Origin of the sequence: Paenibacillus lautus NBRC 15380 (genome assembly GCF_004000945.1) — a bacterium.
Lineage (GTDB): Bacteria > Bacillota > Bacilli > Paenibacillales > Paenibacillaceae > Paenibacillus_AQ > Paenibacillus_AQ lautus.
Genome location: NZ_BIMF01000041.1, coordinates 1 through 22,091, shown reverse-complemented (window position 1 = coordinate 22,091; position 22,091 = coordinate 1). Strand labels below are relative to the sequence as shown.

Genomic DNA, 22,091 nt, shown 5'->3' with positions numbered 1-22,091 from the left:
CTTCGATAGGGGTTTTCTTATCAAAAGCGGGCTTTTTGAACAACCTCTAAAGGGGATCTGGAAGTGAAACAGGATTATTTACGGACATTCGTCAACCATGTCGAGCGTACAGCCGCAGAGTTTGATCTGTGGTCAGAAGGTGATAGCATCGTGGTCGCCGTTTCCGGCGGGCCTGATTCCGTTGCGCTCCTGCACGTGCTGCATGAAATTTCTTTGCACCGGACGCCGCTCCGATTGATCTGTGCCCATGTGCATCATGGGTTTCGGAAAGAATCGGACCAAGAGGCGGAGATGGTGCGCGAACTGGCGGAACGGCTCGGACTTCCATTAGAAACGGCGTTCATCGATATTCCCGCTTATATGGAAGAGAGCGGAAAGGGTGGGCAGGAGGCTGCAAGAGAGAAGCGTTATGAATTTCTGCTGCAAACGGCCCATAAATACAATGCGCGCGCCGTGGCCCTGGCTCATCATGCTGACGATCAAGCCGAGACGGTGCTCATGAGGCTTCTGCGCGGGAGCGGCTTGTCCGGACTTGCCGGAATAAAATTTAAGCGCACGGAAAAAAAAGTGGAACTTATCCGCCCGTTCCTTCGTATGTACAAGGCGGATATCGTGGAGCTGTGCCGCGTATGCGGATTCCAGTATGCGGTGGATAACAGCAATCTGCAGACGAAGTACCGCCGTAATGCGATTCGCCTGGAAGTATTGCCTTTTCTGGAACGATACAATGGGCAGTTCTCCTCCTCACTCAATCAGCTGGCCGAGATTGTCCAGCAGGAGGATGATTTTGTGGAGCTTGAAGCTGCGAAGCAATTTCGGAGTATGGTACAGGAGAACGATGGGAGGCTCGCTTTCGACGCGCCTTCCTTTTTGGGCTTACATGTCGCTTTACAACGGCGTTTGATTAAACTAATATTAAATTACCTGCCCTCAGACCAGGAAAACACCGATTTTGTCAAGATTGAAACGGTGCGCCATGGCATTCTTAACGATCAGCGAAGTAACTGGCGTCTGGATCTGGGTGACGGCATTACCTGTGTTCGTGAGTACGGAGTGATCCAGTTTTGGCCTAAGCCTCCGGAAGAACAGGGACAGTACATATACATTCTTGATTCTCCTGATGTTGTGCAGCAGTATGTTAAGGAAATCGGAAAAATGCTGAAATTGTCGTTAATGACAGGAAGCGAAAGCCGGAGCGGCTCCAGACCATCGGCCTTTGTGGCGGATTTTGATGCGGATGAGCTGAGGTTTCCTTTAACCGTGCGCAACAGACAGCCGGGGGACAAGATGAAGATCATGGGATTAAACGGAAGCAAAAAGGTGAAAGATATTCTCATTGATGAGAAAATCCCACCGTCTGTCCGTGCCCGGATTCCTATTCTTTGTGACGGTTCCGGCAGCATCGTGTGGATTCCAGGTGTACGACGTTCCGTTCACGCCGCTTGCGGGCGGCACACATCACGAGTTCTCCGTATGGAGCTATCGGATGCTTAAGGCAAGTGTAAAACGAAGAATGGCCCGTTTCACGCTTTCATAGTATAAACGTAGGAGGTCCACTTAAGTTGCAGAATGACATTCAGGAAATACTCATCAGTGAAGAAGAGATTCATGCAAAGATTAAGGAACTTGGTTCCAAACTCAGCGCCGAATATGTGGGACGCAATCCACTCGTTATTTGCGTTCTTAAAGGTGCGTTTATTTTTATGGCCGACTTGGTTAAATCCATGACAGTCCCTCTTGAGTTGGATTTCATGGCTGTATCCAGCTATGGGGCATCAACCAAATCCTCTGGCGTGGTGAAGATCATTAAAGATCTGGACGCATCCGTTGAAGGCAGGGATGTGTTGATTGTGGAGGATATTATCGACAGTGGTCTTACACTGAGTCATTTAATTGAGCTTCTGAAGAGCCGTAAGGCAAACTCGGTGTGCGTCGTCACGCTGTTTGACAAGCCGGCACGCCGTACGGTGGATTTGCAGGCCGATTATACCGGATTCGTGCTGCCGGATGCTTTTGTTGTCGGATACGGACTCGATTATGCCGAGCATTACCGGAACCTCCCCTACATCGGGATTTTGAAGCCGGAAATCTACAGCAGTTAAAATGCGCCAATGGGCTGCTATTACAGTTGAGGGCCCTTTGTTGAGATGGCCAGACAGGCTGTGGTAAAATATCTTATGTGTCTTGAGAGGAGGTAGGGGATGAGTCGGTTCATCCGGAATTCTGGTTTTTATTTGATTCTATTTTTAGTCGTGGTGGGCATAGTACAATTCGTCACTAATGGCGGCGAGCAAGCCGATGCCCCTAGTTATAATCAACTGCGGCAGGAAGTCAAAGCTAACAACATAGAGGAAATGACGGTACAATTTGACGGTTACGCTTATCTGGTGACCGGTAAGTATAGGGAGATTTCCGAAGAGAAAAAATCGGAGAATTTCTCCACCTATATTCCTGCCACGGATGCAGCGATGCAAGAGCTGACTGCAGCCAGTGAGAGCAACAATGTCAAACTGTCCGTGGTCCCAATGGAAGGCCAAAGCATTTGGCTGACATTGCTTTCATCCTTTATTCCGCTCATCATTATGTTTGTTCTGTTCTTCTTCCTGTTTAATCAGGCCCAAGGCGGCGGCGGCAAAGTGATGAACTTTGGTAAGAGCAAAGCCCGCTTATATAATGAAGAGAAGAAACGGATTACATTTGAAGATGTAGCCGGAGCAGATGAAGAGAAGCAGGAACTTGTTGAGGTTGTTGACTTCTTGAAGGATCCGCGCAAGTTCAACACGGTTGGCGCTCGCATTCCGAAGGGCGTTCTGCTTGTCGGTCCTCCGGGAACAGGTAAGACGCTCCTGGCTCGTGCCGTTGCCGGTGAAGCAGGCGTGCCGTTCTTCAGTATTTCCGGTTCCGACTTCGTTGAGATGTTTGTCGGTGTCGGTGCTTCTCGTGTACGTGACTTGTTCGAGAACGCGAAGAAGAATGCACCATGTATCATTTTCATCGATGAAATTGATGCTGTAGGTCGTCAGCGTGGCGCCGGACTTGGCGGCGGTCATGACGAGCGTGAGCAGACACTCAACCAGTTGCTGGTTGAGATGGACGGTTTCGGAGCGAACGAAGGCATTATCATCGTTGCTGCGACCAACCGCCCTGACATTTTGGACCCGGCGCTTCTTCGTCCGGGACGTTTTGACCGTCAGATTACCGTAGATCGCCCGGATGTGAAGGGCCGTGAAGCCGTACTGAAGGTTCATGCACGCAACAAACCATTGACGAAGGATGTTAAACTTGACATCATCGCCAAACGTACAACCGGATTTACAGGCGCCGATCTGGAGAATCTCTTGAACGAAGCTGCCTTGCTTGCGGCTCGCCGCAACCGTAAAGATATCTCCATGCGAGAAGTGGATGAGGCGATTGACCGTGTTATCGTCGGTACGGAGAAACGCAGCCGCGTGATCAGTGACCGCGAGAAACGCATCGTAGCTTACCATGAAGCAGGCCACACCATTGTGGGTTACTTCCTCGAGCATGCGGATACGGTGCATAAGGTAACGATTATACCTCGTGGCCGTGCCGGTGGATATGTCATTATGATGCCGAAGGAAGATCGGATGCTCGTGACGAAGCAGGAATTGCTGGATCGCGTAACCGGTTTGCTTGGCGGGCGTGTTGCTGAGGAGCTGTTCATCGGTGAAATCGGGACCGGCGCTTACAGTGACTTCCAACAAGCGACAGGCATTATCCGCAGCATGGTTGTGGAATACGGTATGAGTGAGAAACTCGGACCGATGCAGTTCGGTACATCGCAAGGACAAGTGTTCCTGGGACGTGATATCGGACATGAGCAGAACTATAGTGATCAAATCGCTTATGAGATCGATCAGGAAATGCAGCGATTCATTAATGATTGCTATGAGAAATGTAAAGAGATCCTGAATAAACATGCCAAAGAGGTTCACCTGATTGCGAACACGCTCCTCGAGATGGAAACGCTGGAGCTTGAGCAAATCAAGAATCTCATTGAGACCGGATCAGCTGAAGGCAACGGCAGTGGCGAAGGTGAAGGTTCTTCCGAGAATGGTGAACCGATCATCGACAACATTGGCGACGTGAAAGTCCGCATCCAAGGGAAAGAAGACGGCGAGCAGCCGACTTCCACGGAAGAAATTCCGAACAACCCGATGGATTCGAATGATCCAGGGCCGGAACGCAAAGATTCCGACCGCAAGGATCCTCCAGGCGGATCGGACAACGGTAATAGCAGCTTAACGTAATATTCGCTGATAAAACATCGAATACCGAATAAAATTGAAGAACCGGAGAACGATAATTCGTTTTCCGGTTCTTTTTGTGCTTTCTATCACATTGACAGGGGGCAGAACGAACGTGTACATTAGTTGTTAAATAAGGATGCGCATCCTTTCACAAAGGTGGAAACCATCCTGAAAGTCACATGGTCATCAGCGGCGAACCGCCGGACTACATAAAGGGAGAGGGTCGATCATGGAAGCTTTGGCACTGGAGCGTAAGGCAGAACAGAACCGTGAACTGCGTGAGCGGTTAATGCAATTGAAGAAGGAACGTAACGCAATCATTTTGGCTCATTATTATCAACGGGACGAAATACAAGAGGTCGCCGATTTCCGCGGGGATTCCTTCTTGCTCGCGCAGAAGGCAGCACAAACCGACGCCGAGGTCATCGTATTTTGCGGTGTGCATTTTATGGGCGAGAGCGCTAAAATCTTGGCACCGGGCAAGACGGTTCTTATACCGGATGAGCGGGCCGGCTGCCCTATGGCGGATATGGTGAACGTTGACGGACTGCGAAAGTTGAAAGCGCAGCATCCGAATGCAAAAGTGGTCACGTACATCAATTCATCGGCTGAGATCAAAGCCGAAACGGATATCTGCTGTACGTCATCCAATGCCGTGAAAGTGATTCAGTCGGTGGATTCGGATGAAATTATATGGGTACCAGATAAAAACCTGGGACATTATGTTCAGCAGCATACCGACAAGAAGCTCATTATCTGGGAAGGGTACTGCAACACGCATGACATGCTGACGGTTAAGGATGTCGTCGAGATGAAGGCTAAATATCCTCATGCTGAATTTGTGGTGCATCCGGAATGCCGTCCGGAGGTTGTTGCGATGGGGGATTTTGTAGGGAGTACCACCGCCATTCTAGAGTATTGCAAAAATTCATCTGCCAAGGAGTTTATCGTGGGCACGGAGGACGGAACCGGTTATCAGCTTCGATTGGATAGCCCGGATAAATCGTTCCACTTCGCTACGAAATTCCTGGTGTGTCCGAATATGAAAGTGAATAACCTCAAAAAGCTGGTTAAAGCGTTGGAAACGATGAAGCCGCAAATTTATGTGCCGCCGGTCGTTGCAGAGAAAGCCAGAACTTCATTAGAGCGCATGTTACAAGTTAAGTAGCATGCGCTACTCTTTCGTGAAAAGACAGGTGAGGTATCGTGATACCGCAGTATTTAATTGATTTTGAGCTGAACGATCTTCCGGTTGTCCAGGCGGATGTCATCGTGATCGGTTCAGGCATTGCGGGTTTATATACGGCGATCATGGCAAGTGCGACTCAGAATGTACTGCTGATTACGAAAAAATCGCTGCTCGAAAGCAACACGCGTTATGCGCAGGGAGGGATTGCAGCCGTAACAGCTGAGGATGACTCTCCGGCCTACCACCGTCAGGACACCCTTCTGGCAGGGGCGGGTCTATGTTCATCTGCCGCGGTGGATGTGCTTGTAAACGAGGGTCCGGTCGGCGTTCAAGAGCTGATTCGACTCGGTACGATGTTTGATGTGGAGAATGGCGAGCTCGCACTGACCCAAGAAGGCGCGCACAGTCACCGCCGGATTCTTCATGCCAACGGGGATGCTACCGGGTATGAAATTGTGCGTGCCCTTTCCATTCAGGTTGAAATGCTTCACAATATAGAGGTGTGGGACGACCATTTTGTCATTGACCTGATTACCGAGCAGGGAGAGTGTCATGGCGCTTTGGTACAAATGCCGGACGGAAAACGGGTATTCGTACGTGGACGGGCGACGGTTATGTGTTCCGGCGGCGCCGGCCAATTGTACCGATATACGACCAATCCGGAGGTTGCCACAGCGGATGGCGTTGCCATGGCTTATCGGGCAGGCGCAGAAATTCGGGATATGGAGTTTATACAGTTCCACCCGACGGCGCTTAGCTATCCTGGTGCGCCCCGATTCCTTATATCAGAGGCGGTTCGCGGAGAAGGTGCTGTTCTTCGGAATATAAGAGGAGAACGGTTCATGCCCAAGTACCATGATTTGCTGGAGCTGGCACCGCGGGATATTGTTGCACGGGCCATTGTCAGTGAGATGGAAGTAACGGGGTCTACCTTTGTTTATCTGGACATTACCCATGAGTCGCCGGAGATGGTCAAACATCGATTCCCAACGATTTACGAAACCTGCATGCAGTATGGACTCGATTTATCGTCAGATTGGATTCCGGTCTCCCCGGCTGCGCATTATATGATGGGGGGCATCAAAACCAGTCTGCACGGCGAGAGCAGCGTGAAGCGTTTATTTGCTTGCGGAGAGGTATCGTCTACCGGTGTCCACGGGGCAAACCGTTTGGCCAGCAATTCGCTGTCGGAGGCGATTGTGTACGGCAGTCGTATTGTTGACCGTATTAAGAGCCTGCCGGAACCCTCAGGAGATCCACTTCATGTATCATTCCATCTCGGTCGCAAGGACGCTCCGTCCCAGGCGATGGTGGAAAAACGTTTGAAGCTTCAGAAGGTGATGGTACGTTATGCAGGACTTCGGAGAAATCGGGATACTCTATTAAGAGCAGCGGAAGAGCTCGGCCGTCAGCTGCCATTGTTCCATTCGGTGCTCTCCAAGCGTGAGGAATACGAGTTTGCCAACATGCTAACAGCATCCCTACTCGTGGTTCAAGGTGCGCTGGGTCGTGAAGAAAGCCGGGGAGCCCACTACCGTGAGGATTTCCCGGAGCGGAATGACAGCGTATGGCAGAAACATATTGTCCATACACGGGATCAAGAAATGACGGAGGAATTAAGCGATGATGTTTAACGGATACAACGATGGCCTACTCCAGAGTATACGGACTTGGCTGCAGGAGGATATTGGGTCGGGGGATATCACTACCCTCACCACCATTGAGCCGGGTCATGAATCCAAGGGCGTTATCCATGCCAAGGAGGCAGGAATCGTGGCAGGGATGCCGGTAGCAGAGCTGGTATTCGAAACGGTTGATCCGTCGCTGACGTTTACGGCATTGGTTCGTGACGGGGACGAGGTTGAAAAAGGGACGGTTCTCGCCGAAGTGGAAGGCAGCACTCACCGTATTTTGACAGGCGAGCGTCTTGCTTTGAATTTGCTTCAGCGTCTGTCGGGTATTGCAACAAGAACACGTTCTTTTGTTGATGTACTTGAGGGATTGCCGACAAGATTGGTGGATACCCGCAAAACGACACCAGGCCACCGAATGCTGGAGAAGTATGCCGTTCGGGTTGGCGGCGGGGCGAACCATCGGTTCGGTCTGTACGATGCCGTTATGATCAAGGATAATCACATTAAGGGCGCAGGCGGAATCGCGCAAGCGGTCAGCCGGGCAAGAGCCCATATTCCACATACCATGACTATAGAAGTTGAAACTGAGAGCCTGGCGCAGGTGGAAGAAGCACTGGCTGCAGGCGCAGATATTATTATGCTGGATAACATGAGTCATGACATGATGGCGGAGTCTGTTCGAAGAATCAAGGCCAAGGCCCCTCATGTTCGCGTCGAAGCCTCGGGGAACGTGACGTTGGAGACCGTACGCGGGATTGCCGAGACCGGGGTCGACGTGATATCCGTTGGACGGCTGACTTATTCTTTCCATAGTCTCGATATCAGTCTGGATCTGAATGCGAAGAAAGGAGGGACAGAAGGTTGATTCTGGTTGTGGATGTAGGGAATACCAATATTGTATTGGGTGTGTATCAGGGAAAGAAGCTGCTGCATGATTTTCGAATCAGTACATCGCGTCAGTCTACCGTGGATGAATATGGTGTATTGATTCACAATTTGTTTCAAATGTCCAATATATTGGTAAGCCAAATAGAAGGGGTTATTGTTTCTTCCGTAGTTCCTCCTCTTGTACGTGTGGTCGAGGAGATGTGCAACAAATATATTGGCAAGGCGCCCCTGATCGTAGGACCGGGGATCAAAACGGGACTTAATCTGCGGTATGAGAATCCCCGCGAGGTTGGCGCTGACCGGATCGTGAATGCAGTAGCAGCCGTCGAGCAGTACGGGGGGCCGCTGATTGTGGTGGATTTCGGTACGGCGACGACGTTTGATTGCATCGATGAGGCAGGCAATTATCTGGGCGGAGTGATTGTGCCTGGTATTGGCATTGCCACGGAGGCTCTTGTACAGCGTGCTTCCAAGCTTCCTCGCGTAGAGCTTGAAAAGCCGAAAAAGGTGATTGGGCGCAATACCGTTCATGCCATGCAGGCCGGTATCGTTTTTGGCTATGCGGGACAGGTCGATGGCCTGGTCAAGCGTATAAAAGCCGAGATGGGTACGGACAATGTTAAGGTTATCGCTACGGGGGGAATGGCCGAGCTGATTGCCGGCGAAACGGAGTCCATTGAAGAGATTTCTCCCCTTCTGACTTTGGAAGGCTTGCGTATTATTTATGAGCGTAACTAGAACCGATATAAAACCGTTAGATATTACAAACAACTAGAAAGACAAGGAGGCCTCAAGATGGGTAATCAAAAAGACCGTTTGCTGCGGGGAACTGCATTAAACGGGAAAGTGCGGGCATTTGCCGTTCGGACAACCGATTTGGTCGAAGAGCTTCGCCAAAGACATGATACGTTTCCTGTCGTCACAGCCGCTTTGGGCCGAACCGTGTCAGCAGCAGCGATGATGGGAGCTATGCTGAAAGGAGACGAGCGTCTTAGCATTCAAGTGCGCGGCGACGGACCGATCGGTTTGATTGCGGCGGAGAGTAATGCCAACGGCGAGGTACGCGGATATGTCAAAAATCCGCATGTGGAGCTGACGAATATCCGTCCGGGCAAGATGGATGTAGCCGCCGCTGTAGGGACCACCGGTCATATTGATGTGATCAAGGATTTCGGGTTGAAGGAGCCTTACCGTGGCAGCGTACCGATTATTTCGGGCGAGCTGGCTGAAGACTTCACATACTATTTTGCCGTCTCCGAACAGACCAACTCGGCGGTTAGCCTGGGTGTGCTGGTTTCTCCAGATTATTCCGTGGCGAATGCCGGCGGCTTCATCATCCAGCTTCTCCCCGGCGTTACCGAGGATGAGATCAAGGAGCTTGAGCTTGCGCTAAGCAAGATTCCTCCGATCACCGAGATGCTGGAAGAAGGACTGGAACTGGAAGACATCCTGAAACGAGTAGTTTCGGACGTGACCATTTTGGAGGAAATGGACGTGTACTTCAGCTGTGACTGCTCGCATGAGCGGGTAGAGCGCGCGTTGATCAGCTTGGGGCAGGAAGAGCTTGAGCAGATGATCGAAGAGGATGGCAAGGCTGAAGTTTCCTGTCATTTTTGCAATGAAAAATATAGGTTCGATAAGGAACAGCTAAAATCCGTGCTAGAGCGGGCCAAATCTTAACGTTGGGATGAGCGACCGTGATGACGAGACAAGAGAAGGGATTGTGGGCGACCGTCATTGTCTTGACAGCATGCGTATTGGGTATGGGCGGCTGGATGCTGTTTTCCGGGAATTTTTCGCAAGAGGCTTCACCACCGTGGAAAGAAGGCTCCCAACCAGTTGCATCCATCCAGGACAGGGCGATAACCGAAGACGAGTGGGTTGACGAGCTAAAGAAGCGTTATGGCCGCGAAATGCTGATGACCATGCTGAATCGGCACGCCGTAGCTCTGGAGGCCAAAGCGAAGGATATTGATGTTACGACGGCGGAAGTTGATGCGGAAATCGAAGTCATGAGCCGCAGCTACGGTTCTAAGGAACGTTTCTTATCGGAAATGGAAAATCAGCTTGGCATTACGGAGAGTGAATTAAAGACAGAGACAACGTATCGGCTGCTGCTTGAAAAAATTGCGACTTCCGACGTACACATCGAAGAGCAGCAGATCGATTCGTATCTGGAACAGTACCCAGACCAATTTCGCCCCAAGAAGCAGTTCAATTTATCCATAATCGAAGTCGCTTCGAAAGATGAGGCGGAACGGGTCATGGATCGGCTGGAGAATGGAGAGGCTTTTGCGGATCTCGCAGCCCAGGTATCTCTCGATGAGTATACTCGCGAAGACGGCGGGCAGATCGGCTTGGTCGAGGATGATGATCCCTTTTTGCCCCCAGCAGTGCTGGATGCAGCTTCAACACTTGAGCCCGGGGATATTGCGGGGCCGATCTCGCTCACAGACACCTATGCCATTGTGTATGTGAAGGAAATTATCGAACCTCAGGCCCCTAGCGAGGAAAGTGTCCGCAAGGCCGTTCGCAAGCAGCTGGCCCTGGAGCAGTCGGTGTCCTTATCGGAACTGGAGCGTCAGCTTCGCGAGAAATATGAGGCACGGATTAGTGCTGGTACGGTCACGTTGTAAATAGAGGAAGAACATAGGGGAAAGCTCGCTGTGGCGGTGTAAGACTCGGCTGCAGGAGCTTTTTTTGTGTCAAAGGATGCAAGAGATTTCATTCGCTGGGAATGATGGTTACCTGAGCATGCAGTCTTAGAGGCGAATTCGTCTTTCCTCGTTCGGGAGGCGCAGGAAAAACCACCTTGAAATGTTGAATTTCGAGGTGCGGGATATTGACAATGACTCGTAACGTTGTTAAGATGAAGGTATAAAAACCTACCTTTTTACTCGGATATTAGGGGCCTCAATAATCAACAATTTGCGTCTATATACTGGCTCCGCATTTTTTTCAACATCCAGACACTACAAATTTAATGATTCGACATTAGAATGTATAACACCATTATGACTAGTTAATCCAGATTCATATTTAGAGGATCATATTAGAGGAGGGCTTCATTCATGGCAAAAGTCGTAAATAATGTGACAGAATTAATCGGTGGAACTCCACTCGTCCGTTTGAACCGGATCGTACCGGAGGATAGCGCAGAAATCTATCTGAAGCTGGAATACCAGAACCCGGGCGCAAGCGTTAAAGACCGGATCGCGATCAGCATTGTGGAAGAAGCGGAGAAGGACGGACGTTTGAAGCCGGGCGATACCATTATTGAAGCAACAAGCGGTAATACCGGCATTGGTTTAGCTATGGTGGCAGCTGCCAAAGGCTACAAAGCGGTTATCGTTATGCCTGAAACCATGAGCTTGGAGCGCCGCAACCTGCTGCGTGCCTATGGCGCTGAACTGGTACTGACACCAGGATCGGAAGGAATGAACGGCGCGGTTAAGAAGGCAGAAGAAATTCTGCAGGAAAATGCCGGATTCTTTATGGCCGAGCAATTCAAGAACCAAGCCAACGTGAAGATCCACCGTGAAACGACAGGTCCGGAAATCGTTGAAGCGATCGAATCAATCGGTGGTTCCCTGGATGCATTCGTTGCTGGTATCGGAACAGGCGGAACGATTACAGGTGCGGGCGAAGTGCTGAAAGAGCAATTCCCTAACATCAAGGTTATTGCGGTTGAACCTGCTGCATCGCCAATCCTTGCCGGAGGCAAACCGGGCCCTCACAAAATCCAGGGCATCGGCGCAAACTTCATTCCTGAAATTTTGAATCAAGAAGTCTATGATGAAATCGTTCATGTTGAGAATGACGATGCTTTTGAAACTTCCCGCCGCGTGGCGAAGGAAGAAGGCGTTCTTGGCGGCATTTCCTCCGGTGCGGCTGTATATGCAGCTTTGAAGGTTGCCAAAGAGCTTGGAAAAGGCAAGCGGGTGGTAGCCGTGATTCCAAGTAACGGAGAACGTTACCTGAGCACGCCGCTTTATAACTTCGAGTAAGATGATTTCGTAATATGCGCGCATTTTCTCACCTCATCTGGTTGAGGTAATACGTGACAAGGAAGGAGCCCTCAATGTGTTTTTATAGCATTGAGGGCTTTTTGTGTATACTACTCTCTAAGATAACGCTTTATGGGAATCCACGGAATGACCGCTCCAAAAAATATTGTTGGACGAGCTTCTATTTAGGGTTTTCAAGAGAAGCGGGATACAGTATACTGACAGGCAACAGTAAGGCTTTTGATGATTAAGGGAGGATCGGCATGGAGAGAAGAGTGGAGCTGGCCCAGTGGCAGGCATGGGCTAAAGAGGGCTGGTCCGTCGTTCCCTTTCTGGTTCAATATAAAGGAGCAACAAGAGGTTTACCTCTGTCATGGAGACATGCATGGAATGCGGCATCGCCATATGCCTTTGTGCTGGAGAGCGGTAAGGGCGGACGCTATACGTATCTTGGATTGCGGCCGGTGTCCATTCTGCAGGGGAAGGGAAGCCATGGCGAGATCATCGAGCTGTCCGGTGATTTACGAACGCAGGTAACAGGAGAGCCGCTGCATCTGTTAGAGCAGTGGATGAAAGAATGGCGGTCTCCCCGTGTACCGGAGTGGCCGGACTTTCGCGGAGGCTGCGCCGGTTTCCTAAGTTACGATGTGATCCGATCGATTGAGCAGCTCCCCACGATAGCCAAGGATGAACCGGGGTTCCCGGATTATATGTGGATGCGCATGGAAGAGATCTGGATTTATGATCATACAGATGACAGCATCTACTGCTCGGTGCATGTCCCTCTGCCTTGGGCATTCGGGACCGGAGGAAATTCGGAAGAAGTGACGGCGTTCGAGGATTCAATGGATGCATCCAAAGGCTCGGAACGTTCAACCGACCAAGAGAAGTTATTGCAAGAGTTATATGATGGGGCTGTCCTAAAGGCTGAATCGATGTGGTCCCAATGGAATCAAATGTTCGAAACAGGCTCAGGGAACGGCTCGAGTCCCGAAGATGAGCGCGTGCGGCAGGAACGATGGAAGAAAGCGCAGGAGCTGTCAGGGCCGAATGTCGAGATCTGGGATCGGCTGGAGATTGATTTTTCGCAGGAAGCGTTCGAGCAGGCGGTTCTCTCGATCCAAGAATATATTCGCCAGGGCGACGTATTTCAGGTCAATTTGTCTCTGCGCCGGCATTTGCAGCTGCATGCGGAACCTGCCGATATTTATGAGTGGCTGCGTATCCTGAATCCGTCGCCATATATGGGGTATATATCTTCACCGGGCTTCAGCTTGGCCAGCGGCTCGCCGGAATTGCTGGTGAAGCTGGATGGCGATGTCGTGTCTGCTCGGCCGATTGCGGGAACCCGGCGTCGGGGAAGCAATCCGGAAGAGGACGCGGCAATGGAAGCGGAGCTGCTTGGCAGCGAGAAGGAACGGGCGGAACATATTATGCTGGTCGATCTGGAGCGTAATGATATTGGCCGCATTGCCGCATACGGGACGGTGCATGTTCCGGAGCTGATGACCGTCGAGAGATACTCTCACGTGATGCATTTGGTGTCACAAGTGGAAGGACGGATTGCAGAAGGGAACCATGCGTATGATATCATTGCGGCAGCGTTCCCTGGCGGCACCATTACAGGCGCACCCAAAATCCGGACCATGGAGATCATCGAAGAGCTGGAGCCCGTGACACGGGGGCCTTATACCGGCTCCATGGGCTGGATCGATTATAATGGTGATATGGAGCTTAACATTATTATTCGGACCCTCGCCGTGAAGGATGGCGTTGGCTATATTCAGACAGGCGCGGGGATTGTCATTGATTCCGATCCGTACCGGGAATACAGGGAGTGCCATAACAAGGCAAAAGCTTTGATAGCGGCACTGAAGTGCAGTGAAGAAGAAGCGGCAGCGGTGGCTGCGAATATAGGGGGGAAATAACATGATACTTGTCATCGACAATTATGATTCGTTTACGTATAACCTGGTTCAATATTTGGGTGAGCTCGGCGAGGAAGTGAAGGTTTACCGGAATGATGAGATCGACATCGCCGGCATCGAGGCGTTGGCCCCGGACCATATCCTGATATCGCCGGGACCGTGCACGCCGAATGAAGCCGGCATCAGCCTGGATGTGATTTCGCATTTCAAGGGTGTGATTCCGATCTTCGGCGTCTGCCTCGGCCATCAGGCGATCGGGCAAGCCTTTGGCGGCAACGTGATTCGTGCGGAGCGCCTCATGCACGGGAAAACATCAGAGATCCAGCATACGGGCGGCTCGGTCTTCGAAGGTTTGCCGGTTCCGTTCACCGCAACGCGCTATCACTCGCTGATCGTTGAGAAGGAAACCTTGCCGGATGAGCTGGAGATTACCGCCTGGACAGAAGAGGGCGAAATCATGGGACTTCGGCATAAACAATATCCCGTAGAAGGGGTGCAGTTCCACCCGGAATCCATCATTACGGATCATGGCCATCAGATGCTGCGCAATTTCCTGAAGCGTACAGCTGGCGCCAAAGCATGAAGTATATTGGCATGAACGGCGGCATCGTTGAAGCTGCCGAGGCTGTTTTACCTGTAATGGATCACGGCCTTCTGTACGGGATGGGGTTATTCGAGACCTTCCGCACTTATGAGGGGAAGCCTTTTTTAATAGAGCGACACTTGAACCGGCTCATGAACAGCTGCCGGGAGCTCGGAATCGCCCACAGGGCGGATGCCGATAGGATAAGTCGCTGGATATCGGAACTGATGGAGGCCAATGGCCTACAGGATGCTTATATCCGGTATACCGTAACGGCAGGAGAGGGATTGCTCGGTCTGCCTGCTGGGGACTATCTGAAGCCTTCCGAGATTTTATTCGCCAAAGAGCTGCCGGCCGCAAATGAAATGCTTTACGAGAAAGGCAGAGCCATGCGGCGGCTGTCCCTTACGCGGAACACACCGGAATCATCGGTTCGGCTGAAATCTCTGCATTATATGAACAATATACTCGCAAAACGGGAATTGGCCGTATATCCCAGCCACTCGGATGGTTCGACAGAGGGGCTGATGCTAACGGCGGCCGGGGAAGTGGCAGAGGGCATTGTCAGCAATGTTTTTTTTGTCAAAGCGGATCGGTTATATACGCCTGACATTGGCACGGGCATTTTGCCGGGGATTACCCGGGCCGTGGTGCTGGAATTGGCTGCCGATCTTGGTATTGAAGCCGAAGAAGGCCGTTACAGCTGGGAGTTCTTTACCGGAGCGGATGAAATATTTACGACAGGCTCTGTTCGGGAGATTGTTCCGGTCACGACGTTGATTGGAGCTGAAGGCGAGACTCTAGTCATTGGACAAGGATTAGCCGGTCCGATAACCCGTACATTACTGAGCGAATATAGAAGGAAAGCAGGGCAAAAGGCATGAAAACAACGATTTACGAACGTGAATATCGTCTGAGCAAGGATGCTGTGTTAAAGCTCGGTCAATCCACGCTCATCATGGGTATATTGAATGTGACGCCGGATTCGTTCTCGGATGGAGGTCGTTATAACGACACGGACCGGGCGGTTGAGCACGCGCTTCAGCTGGTAGAAGAGGGAGCCGACATCATCGATATCGGCGGAGAATCGACGCGTCCGGGCCACGAGCCTCTTGGAGCCGCAGAGGAGCTCGCCCGCGTTATCCCGGTTATTGAAGCCATTCACCGGCATGCGCCGCATATTCCGTTGTCGATTGACACGTATAAAGCGGAAGTTGCGCGTCAGGCGATTGGAGCGGGAGCTCATATCATTAATGATATTTGGGGGTTTAAAGACGACGCGGATATGCCCAAGACAGCGGCAGAGCTTGGATGCCCCGTGATTTTGATGCACAATCGCCGCGATCGGAATTACACCAATCTCATCGAGGACGTAAAGCGCGATTTGCTGGAAAGTGTCGAGATTGCGCGAGCTGCAGGTGTGCAGGATCGCCATATTTTGCTTGATCCGGGTATCGGGTTTGCCAAGGACTATGACGAGAACATGAAAGTGATGGCATCCCTCGATCAGCTCGTGGGGCTTGGGTTTCCGGTACTGCTGGCCACCTCCCGCAAAAGGTTCATCCAGACCGCACTTGGCGCCCCGGCACAAGACGTGCTGGAAGGAACGGCCGCCACGGTGGCTTATGGGGTTGCGCAAGGCTGCCAGATCGTTCGTGTGCATGACGTGTTGCATATGAAACGGACAGCGAAGATGTGTGATGCCATGACTTACGCTTCGATGGAGCTTACACGCAACTAATTTTTTTCGGGACAAAGGATGGAAGGGCGGAGTAGAGATGGATAAAATGATACTGAGCCGAATGGAATACTACGGCTATCATGGTGTGCTTGAGGAAGAGCGCAAGCTGGGACAACGATTCTATGTGGATCTTGAGCTGGAGATGGATTTGAGCAAAGCCGCGAAGACGGACGACCTGACGTTAACGGTAAATTATGCCGAGATTCATGATCTCTTGCTGGATATTATGCGGACGGAGTCGTTCCGCCTGATTGAAGCTTTAGCGGAGCATATTGCATCTAAGGTATTGGACACTTATACTATTATCGATGCTTTAACGGTCCGATTGACGAAGCCGCACCCGCCTTTTGACATTCATTTTGAAGGTGTGACCATTGAGCTGCACCGGACCAGGAAGTGAGACGATCATGAATTCACACGCCACCTCTGAGTGTTCAGAGGCTTATATTGCTTTAGGGGCCAATTTGGGAGACCGTGAAGGTAACCTGATGGAGGCTTTGGAACGGTTGGATGAAGTACCCGGGATTACGGTAGAGCGCGTATCCAACTTGTATGAGACCGAGCCGGTCGGCTATGTGGACCAACCGATGTTTCTTAATATGGCTGCAGCCGTGTCGACATCGCTCAGTCCTCATGAACTGCTTGCCGAAATGCAGCGCATTGAGAAACAGCTCGGACGGGTCCGTCATATCCACTGGGGACCGCGGACAGTTGACCTTGACCTGTTGTGGATGGATGGACGCCGTCTGGATACGCCGGACCTTGTTCTACCGCATCCCCGTATGCAGGAGCGGGCTTTCGTTCTCAGACCGCTGGCCGATATCGTATTTGAGTTTGAACCTTCGGGTCTGTACCATGTGGTCAAGACAGCGCTTGAGAACCTGGAAGGAAAGGAAGGAATACAGCTTTGGAAAACAAGCAGCTGGCGCAGCGTATCCGCGCTTTCCGAAAACTAAAGGGTTTGACCCAGCAAGAGCTCGCCGAGCGAACCGGTATTTCCTTGGCTGTGCTTGGTGCGATTGAGCGGGGGAACCGCCGTGCCGAGGAGCAGATGCTGGCTCAGATTGCAGACGTGCTGGAGATTACATTGCAGGAGCTTAAGGAACGGAGCTAGATCATCTGAATAGGGAAGGCTGGTGCAGGTTTGTTTTTTATCAAACCTAGCCATTAATATAGGAAGATGATCTGGATGCGAATGTAATTTTTGCGGACTGGACGAAAATACGATGAATAAGTATGATGGTTTGGTTTGAAACTCAGGGATCCCTTGCACGAGAACCGGGATCTTTCGACTATAAATATCTGAATAGAAAGGAGTGACACATAAAATGGATGCGTTGAAAATCGGAAACATCGAGATGAAGAATCAAGTGGTTCTGGCGCCTATGGCAGGCGTGTGCAACCCCGCGTTCCGATTGATTGCTAAGGAATTCGGTACCGGATTGGTTTGCGCCGAAATGGTTAGCGGCAAGGCCATTGTTCACGGGAACAAGCGCACCCGGGAGATGCTGTTCGTTGACGAGCGGGAGAAGCCGTTGAGCCTGCAAATTTTTGGAGGTGACCGCGACTCCCTGGTGGAAGCGGCCAAAGTTGTCGATCAGCAGACCAATGCCGACATCATCGACATTAACATGGGCTGCCCTGCTCCGAAGGTAACGAAGGTTGATGCGGGTGCACGCTGGCTTCTGGATTCGAACAAAATCTATGAAATGGTAGCGGCGGTTGTCGATGCCGTGAACAAACCGGTCACGGTGAAGATGCGTACAGGCTGGGACAGCGATCACATCTATGCTGTCGAAAATGCACAGGCTGTCGAACGCGCGGGCGGTCAGGCGGTCAGCGTTCACGGACGTACGCGCGAGCAGCTCTACACCGGGCACGCGGATTGGGACATCATTCGCCAAGTGAAAGAAGCCGTCTCCATTCCGGTTATCGGTAACGGCGATGTGGTGACGCCGGAGGATGCTCGCCGGATGCTGGATACGACAGGCTGCGATGGTGTCATGATCGGCCGCGGAGCGCTGGGGAACCCATGGATGCTGTATCGTACCGTGGAATATCTGAAGACAGGCCAGCTGCTGCCGGATCCGGCTCCCCAGGAGAAAATCCGGATTGCCATTTTGCATATGGACCGGCTGATCGCTCTGCGCGGCGAAGCGGTTGCGGTACGGGAAATGCGCAAGCATCTTTCCTGGTATTTGAAAGGGCTGAAAGGCTCCGCCCGCATTAAAGATATTATTATGGAAGAAACGAAACGCGACGAAATGGTGAGCCTTCTGAACAACTTTGTGAACAATCAAGAGGCCCAAGAAGAATCGACAAAAAGTGTATATCCTCAAGCCGCTGCGGTAATGGGATAATTAGGGGTACAGGCTGTTAATGGTTGCGTGTATGCGACATTCGTGACAGCCTTTGCGCGCATTGACTTTTTGAAATGGTTCCCATATAATCTTTCAGTATAAATTCAAGAAATTGAGCAGGCATCAGAGGGAAGTTCTGATCCCCAAGAATTCGCATATAGTATGTTGATACCGTGGTTTAAATTATTTACATGACAGGAGAATCGGTTAATGAGCGATAAAGAAGTCATTCTTACCCAGGACGGTCTGAAGAAACTGGAGGACGAACTTGAAAATCTAAAGTCTGTAAAACGCCGTGAAGTGGCTGAGCGGATTAAAGTTGCCATCGGTTATGGTGATATTAGTGAAAACTCCGAATATGAAGACGCCAAGAACGAGCAAGCCTTTATCGAAGGCCGGATTATCACGCTGGAGAAAATGCTCCGCAATGCGCGCATCATCAACAATGATGATATCAATACCGATGTCGTCGGTGTGGGCAACACGGTGATCGTAGAGGATTTGGAATTCGGCGACACGATGGAATATACCATTGTAGGTACGGCTGAGTCGGATCCGCTGAACAACAAAATCTCTAACGAGAGTCCTGTCGGCAAAGCGATTATTGGCAAGCAAAAAGGATCGGTTGTAGATGTTAACGTTCCTGCGGGCGTTATTCAATATAAAATTGTAGACATTAAGAAGTAAGTCGGAATGTGGTGTAGAAAGCTTCCTTCGGGGGGCTTTTTTAAATAGGCAAGGCTGTGTTGAGGGCTTAGTGGGTGAGTGGTATGTCTTGAAATGGCTGCCCTACCGTTAAGTCCTAACCGAATGTGTACAAGTTGTTCAAGGGCTGTCCGGATCATGTAATGGGTGGCGGCGTTTGTGCTGTTGGGGATTACGATGGAAGTGAAATGAAGGAGATGAATGACGATGACGGAAGAAATGAATAACCAGGAACAAGAACAGGAGTTAAGTGAGCTTTTGCAAATCCGCCGCAATAAATTGGACGAGCTTCGCAAGCTGGGCATCGATCCGTTTGGCGGAAAATATGAAAGAGAACATCACGCAGGTGATATTCTGAAACAGTACGACGAGCTCTCCAAGGAAGATCTGGAAGAGAAGCAGGTGGAAGTGAACCTGGCCGGCCGGATTATGGCTAAACGCGGCATGGGCAAGGCTTCTTTTGCTCATATTCAGGATTTGAGCGGCCGTATTCAGATCTATGTTCGCCAGGATTCGATTGCAGAAGCGCAATATGAAGCATTCAGCATCCTTGATCTCGGTGACATCATCGGAGTGAAAGGGGTCTTGTTCAAGACCAAAACCGGTGAAACCACCATTAAGGTGAAGGAGCTGGAGGTTCTTTCGAAGTCGTTGTATCCGCTCCCTGAGAAATTCCATGGTTTGAAGGATGTGGAACTCCGTTACCGTCAGCGTTATGTCGACCTGATTATCAATCCTGATGTGCAGAAGACCTTCATTGCCCGTTCCCGTATTATCCAATCGATGCGCCGTTACCTGGATTCCCAAGGCTATCTTGAAGTGGAAACCCCGACTTTGCATTCGATCGCTGGTGGTGCGGCGGCACGTCCGTTCATTACGCATCATAATGCGCTGGATATGGAGCTGTATATGCGGATCGCGATTGAGCTTCACCTGAAGCGCCTGATCGTGGGCGGCCTGGAAAAAGTGTACGAGATTGGCCGCGTATACCGGAATGAAGGGATCTCTACCCGTCATAATCCGGAATTCACGATGATTGAGCTTTATGAAGCCTATGCAGACTATAAAGATATTATGGCACTGACCGAGAATATGATCGCCCATATTGCTCAAGAGGTGCTGGGTACACAAGTGATTTCCTATCAAGAGCACGAGGTTGACCTGACACCACAATGGCGTCGTGTATCCATGGTTGATGCCGTTAAAGAAGTGGTCGGCGTTGACTTTAGTGTGGAAATGTCCAACGAGGAAGCGCATCGCCTTGCAAAAGAACATAAAGTTCCGGTAGAGCCGCATATGACATTCGGCCACATCTTGAACGCGTTCTTTGAGCAGTTCGTTGAAGAGACGCTGATTCAGCCGACCTTCGTAACCGGTCATCCGGTTGAAATTTCGCCGCTTGCGAAGAAGAACGACGTGGATCCGCGGTTCACGGATCGCTTTGAGCTGTTTATCGTGGCGCGTGAGCACGCGAACGCGTTCTCGGAGCTCAATGATCCGATCGACCAGCGTCAGCGTTTTGAAGCGCAGATGAAGGAAAAGGAACAGGGCAATGACGAAGCGCACGAGATGGATGAGGATTTCTTGCGTGCGCTGGAGTACGGTATGCCGCCAACAGGCGGACTTGGTATCGGGATCGATCGTTTGATCATGCTTCTTACGAATTCCCCGTCCATTCGCGATGTCTTGCTGTTCCCACATATGCGTAATAAGGAATAGAATTTGCTCCATTCATCGATGGTTGAAGAGGCAGTTGACTATAGATCTCTATAGTCGGCTGCCTTTTTTTGCATGGGCTTCTCGATTGCCTCTTGTTTAGAGAAGAAAGCTATGATAAAATTATTTGATACACTTGTATTAAAAAGGGGCTGGCGGAATGATTGGAGCTTTTATTATTGGATGTGAAATTTTATTCTGGGTATTTGTCCTTGCCGGATTAAGCGCAAGATATCTGTTCGGGATGAAGAAAACGGGCGGAATACTGCTGCTGTGTACGCCGGTCATCGATTTGTTATTAATAGCCGTAACCATTATAGATCTACGTGACGGAGCAGAGGCCGGATTCATGCATGGGCTGGCCGCTGTATACATCGGGGTGACGATTGCTTTTGGGCATCAGATGATCCAATGGGCGGACGAACGGTTTGCTCACCGATTTGCAGGTGGCGAAAAACCGGAACCGGCGCCGAAATATGGAGCAGCTCGCGCCAAGCGTGAGCGCCAGGGATGGTATCGCCATGTGTTGGCGTGGGTGGTAGGAGCTATATTACTTGGCGTAATGATTCTTGTGGTTGGGGAACCGGCACGAACGGAGCAGCTAAAGGCAATGGCTTTACAATGGGCAGTGATCCTGGGAATTGACTTCATATATAGCTTCAGCTATACCTTCTGGCCTAAGAAGCAGGCGGGGTAAATGGAGGCAGTGAATATCTAGTATATAGTAAGCAAGTGAATGTATTATTTTACCTTATTACTAATTAACTCAAAAGGGTTGCATATTGGCGAATGCCATGGTATATTATATTTCCGGCCAAGAAATACGGTCGAAACAAACGCTTGAGATAACAAGCCGAAATGAATTTGAAAAATAAATTCAAAAAAAGCTTGCAATGATCGAGCGAATGTGATAAGATATAAGAGTTGCTAACGAGATAAACTGTTGGTAACAAACGAAGAAGTTGATCTTTGAAAACTGAACAACGAGTGAGTAAAACGGACCACTTCGGTGGAACGTTGAAATAGAGAATTAACAAATTCTCGTCAGTTAAGAAATGAGCAAGTCAAA

Annotated in this window: 21 protein-coding genes; all 21 read left to right on the top strand. The window is 50.6% G+C overall.

The window, feature by feature from the left end; all coding sequences use genetic code 11:
- The first annotated feature begins 63 nt into the window (after positions 1 to 63).
- Positions 64 to 1,494, top strand: coding sequence for a tRNA lysidine(34) synthetase TilS (gene tilS / locus PLA01S_RS31105; protein WP_127596483.1), 1,431 nt, complete (start codon positions 64 to 66; stop codon positions 1,492 to 1,494).
- A gap of 68 nt (positions 1,495 to 1,562) precedes the next feature.
- Positions 1,563 to 2,102, top strand: a complete 540-nt coding sequence (gene hpt / locus PLA01S_RS31100) for a hypoxanthine phosphoribosyltransferase (RefSeq protein ID WP_127596480.1) — start codon at positions 1,563 to 1,565, stop codon at positions 2,100 to 2,102.
- 99 nt (positions 2,103 to 2,201) lie between these two features.
- Positions 2,202 to 4,271, top strand: a complete 2,070-nt coding sequence (gene ftsH / locus PLA01S_RS31095) for an ATP-dependent zinc metalloprotease FtsH (RefSeq protein ID WP_127596477.1) — start codon at positions 2,202 to 2,204, stop codon at positions 4,269 to 4,271.
- Positions 4,272 to 4,500: 229 nt separating this feature from the next.
- Positions 4,501 to 5,439 carry a quinolinate synthase NadA gene (nadA, locus tag PLA01S_RS31090; protein WP_098741232.1) on the top strand — a complete coding sequence of 313 codons (939 nt, stop codon included), beginning with the start codon at positions 4,501 to 4,503 and terminating at the stop codon, positions 5,437 to 5,439.
- A 38-nt stretch (positions 5,440 to 5,477) separates the two neighbouring features.
- On the top strand, positions 5,478 to 7,094 hold the full coding sequence (nadB, locus tag PLA01S_RS31085) for an L-aspartate oxidase (protein ID WP_127596474.1): 1,617 nt from the start codon (positions 5,478 to 5,480) through the stop codon (positions 7,092 to 7,094).
- Positions 7,084 to 7,959, top strand: coding sequence for a carboxylating nicotinate-nucleotide diphosphorylase (gene nadC / locus PLA01S_RS31080; RefSeq protein ID WP_098741234.1), 876 nt, complete (start codon positions 7,084 to 7,086; stop codon positions 7,957 to 7,959). Before nadB ends, nadC begins: the two co-directional genes overlap by 11 nt.
- Positions 7,956 to 8,720, top strand: coding sequence for a type III pantothenate kinase (locus PLA01S_RS31075; RefSeq protein ID WP_009591942.1), 765 nt, complete (start codon positions 7,956 to 7,958; stop codon positions 8,718 to 8,720). Before nadC ends, PLA01S_RS31075 begins: the two co-directional genes overlap by 4 nt.
- A gap of 57 nt (positions 8,721 to 8,777) precedes the next feature.
- Entirely contained in the window at positions 8,778 to 9,662 is an 885-nt protein-coding gene (gene hslO / locus PLA01S_RS31070) for an Hsp33 family molecular chaperone HslO (protein ID WP_127596471.1), read from the top strand.
- Between the two features lie 20 nt (positions 9,663 to 9,682).
- Complete coding sequence (locus PLA01S_RS31065) at positions 9,683 to 10,618, top strand: peptidylprolyl isomerase (protein ID WP_127596486.1); 936 nt, start codon at positions 9,683 to 9,685, stop codon at positions 10,616 to 10,618.
- 435 nt (positions 10,619 to 11,053) lie between these two features.
- Positions 11,054 to 11,989, top strand: a complete 936-nt coding sequence (cysK, locus tag PLA01S_RS31060; RefSeq protein WP_071221062.1) for a cysteine synthase A — start codon at positions 11,054 to 11,056, stop codon at positions 11,987 to 11,989.
- A 263-nt stretch (positions 11,990 to 12,252) separates the two neighbouring features.
- Complete coding sequence (locus PLA01S_RS31055; RefSeq protein ID WP_127596469.1) at positions 12,253 to 13,917, top strand: anthranilate synthase component I family protein; 1,665 nt, start codon at positions 12,253 to 12,255, stop codon at positions 13,915 to 13,917.
- A gap of 1 nt (position 13,918) precedes the next feature.
- Positions 13,919 to 14,500 (top strand): aminodeoxychorismate/anthranilate synthase component II, encoded by a 582-nt coding sequence (gene pabA, locus PLA01S_RS31050; RefSeq protein WP_127596466.1) that lies wholly within the window; start codon positions 13,919 to 13,921, stop codon positions 14,498 to 14,500.
- A complete protein-coding gene (locus PLA01S_RS31045) occupies positions 14,497 to 15,384 on the top strand; it encodes an aminotransferase class IV (RefSeq protein ID WP_127596463.1) in 888 nt (295 codons plus the stop codon). The genes pabA and PLA01S_RS31045 overlap by 4 nt, the downstream gene beginning before the upstream one ends.
- Complete coding sequence (folP, locus tag PLA01S_RS31040; RefSeq protein WP_127596460.1) at positions 15,381 to 16,241, top strand: dihydropteroate synthase; 861 nt, start codon at positions 15,381 to 15,383, stop codon at positions 16,239 to 16,241. Before PLA01S_RS31045 ends, folP begins: the two co-directional genes overlap by 4 nt.
- 37 nt (positions 16,242 to 16,278) lie before the next feature.
- A complete protein-coding gene (folB, locus tag PLA01S_RS31035) occupies positions 16,279 to 16,641 on the top strand; it encodes a dihydroneopterin aldolase (RefSeq protein WP_127596457.1) in 363 nt (120 codons plus the stop codon).
- Positions 16,642 to 16,648: 7 nt separating this feature from the next.
- Complete coding sequence (gene folK / locus PLA01S_RS31030) at positions 16,649 to 17,197, top strand: 2-amino-4-hydroxy-6-hydroxymethyldihydropteridine diphosphokinase (RefSeq protein WP_100541629.1); 549 nt, start codon at positions 16,649 to 16,651, stop codon at positions 17,195 to 17,197.
- Positions 17,149 to 17,355: a helix-turn-helix domain-containing protein gene (locus tag PLA01S_RS31025; protein WP_076326682.1), complete on the top strand. Its 207-nt coding sequence runs from the start codon at positions 17,149 to 17,151 to the stop codon at positions 17,353 to 17,355. Before folK ends, PLA01S_RS31025 begins: the two co-directional genes overlap by 49 nt.
- Before the next feature lie 214 nt (positions 17,356 to 17,569).
- The gene (dusB, locus tag PLA01S_RS31020) at positions 17,570 to 18,601 is read left to right on the top strand and encodes a tRNA dihydrouridine synthase DusB (protein ID WP_127596454.1); all 1,032 of its coding nucleotides are present in this window, start codon (positions 17,570 to 17,572) and stop codon (positions 18,599 to 18,601) included.
- A 210-nt stretch (positions 18,602 to 18,811) separates the two neighbouring features.
- Positions 18,812 to 19,288 (top strand): transcription elongation factor GreA, encoded by a 477-nt coding sequence (greA, locus tag PLA01S_RS31015; protein ID WP_009591919.1) that lies wholly within the window; start codon positions 18,812 to 18,814, stop codon positions 19,286 to 19,288.
- A gap of 225 nt (positions 19,289 to 19,513) precedes the next feature.
- Positions 19,514 to 21,025 carry a lysine--tRNA ligase gene (lysS, locus tag PLA01S_RS31010; protein ID WP_127596451.1) on the top strand — a complete coding sequence of 504 codons (1,512 nt, stop codon included), beginning with the start codon at positions 19,514 to 19,516 and terminating at the stop codon, positions 21,023 to 21,025.
- A 157-nt stretch (positions 21,026 to 21,182) separates the two neighbouring features.
- Positions 21,183 to 21,719 carry a hypothetical protein gene (locus PLA01S_RS31005; protein ID WP_127596449.1) on the top strand — a complete coding sequence of 179 codons (537 nt, stop codon included), beginning with the start codon at positions 21,183 to 21,185 and terminating at the stop codon, positions 21,717 to 21,719.
- The last annotated feature ends 372 nt before the right edge of the window (positions 21,720 to 22,091 follow it).

Coding starts and splice junctions, on each gene's coding strand:
- ftsH (WP_127596477.1), top strand. CDS start 2,202: ATGAGTCGGTTCATCCGGAATTCTGGTTTTTATTTGATTCTATTTTTA.
- nadA (WP_098741232.1), top strand. CDS start 4,501: ATGGAAGCTTTGGCACTGGAGCGTAAGGCAGAACAGAACCGTGAACTG.
- nadC (WP_098741234.1), top strand. CDS start 7,084: ATGATGTTTAACGGATACAACGATGGCCTACTCCAGAGTATACGGACT.
- hslO (WP_127596471.1), top strand. CDS start 8,778: ATGGGTAATCAAAAAGACCGTTTGCTGCGGGGAACTGCATTAAACGGG.
- PLA01S_RS31065 (WP_127596486.1), top strand. CDS start 9,683: ATGACGAGACAAGAGAAGGGATTGTGGGCGACCGTCATTGTCTTGACA.
- cysK (WP_071221062.1), top strand. CDS start 11,054: ATGGCAAAAGTCGTAAATAATGTGACAGAATTAATCGGTGGAACTCCA.
- PLA01S_RS31055 (WP_127596469.1), top strand. CDS start 12,253: ATGGAGAGAAGAGTGGAGCTGGCCCAGTGGCAGGCATGGGCTAAAGAG.
- pabA (WP_127596466.1), top strand. CDS start 13,919: ATGATACTTGTCATCGACAATTATGATTCGTTTACGTATAACCTGGTT.
- PLA01S_RS31045 (WP_127596463.1), top strand. CDS start 14,497: ATGAAGTATATTGGCATGAACGGCGGCATCGTTGAAGCTGCCGAGGCT.
- folP (WP_127596460.1), top strand. CDS start 15,381: ATGAAAACAACGATTTACGAACGTGAATATCGTCTGAGCAAGGATGCT.
- folB (WP_127596457.1), top strand. CDS start 16,279: ATGGATAAAATGATACTGAGCCGAATGGAATACTACGGCTATCATGGT.
- folK (WP_100541629.1), top strand. CDS start 16,649: ATGAATTCACACGCCACCTCTGAGTGTTCAGAGGCTTATATTGCTTTA.
- dusB (WP_127596454.1), top strand. CDS start 17,570: ATGGATGCGTTGAAAATCGGAAACATCGAGATGAAGAATCAAGTGGTT.
- greA (WP_009591919.1), top strand. CDS start 18,812: ATGAGCGATAAAGAAGTCATTCTTACCCAGGACGGTCTGAAGAAACTG.
- lysS (WP_127596451.1), top strand. CDS start 19,514: ATGACGGAAGAAATGAATAACCAGGAACAAGAACAGGAGTTAAGTGAG.
- PLA01S_RS31005 (WP_127596449.1), top strand. CDS start 21,183: ATGATTGGAGCTTTTATTATTGGATGTGAAATTTTATTCTGGGTATTT.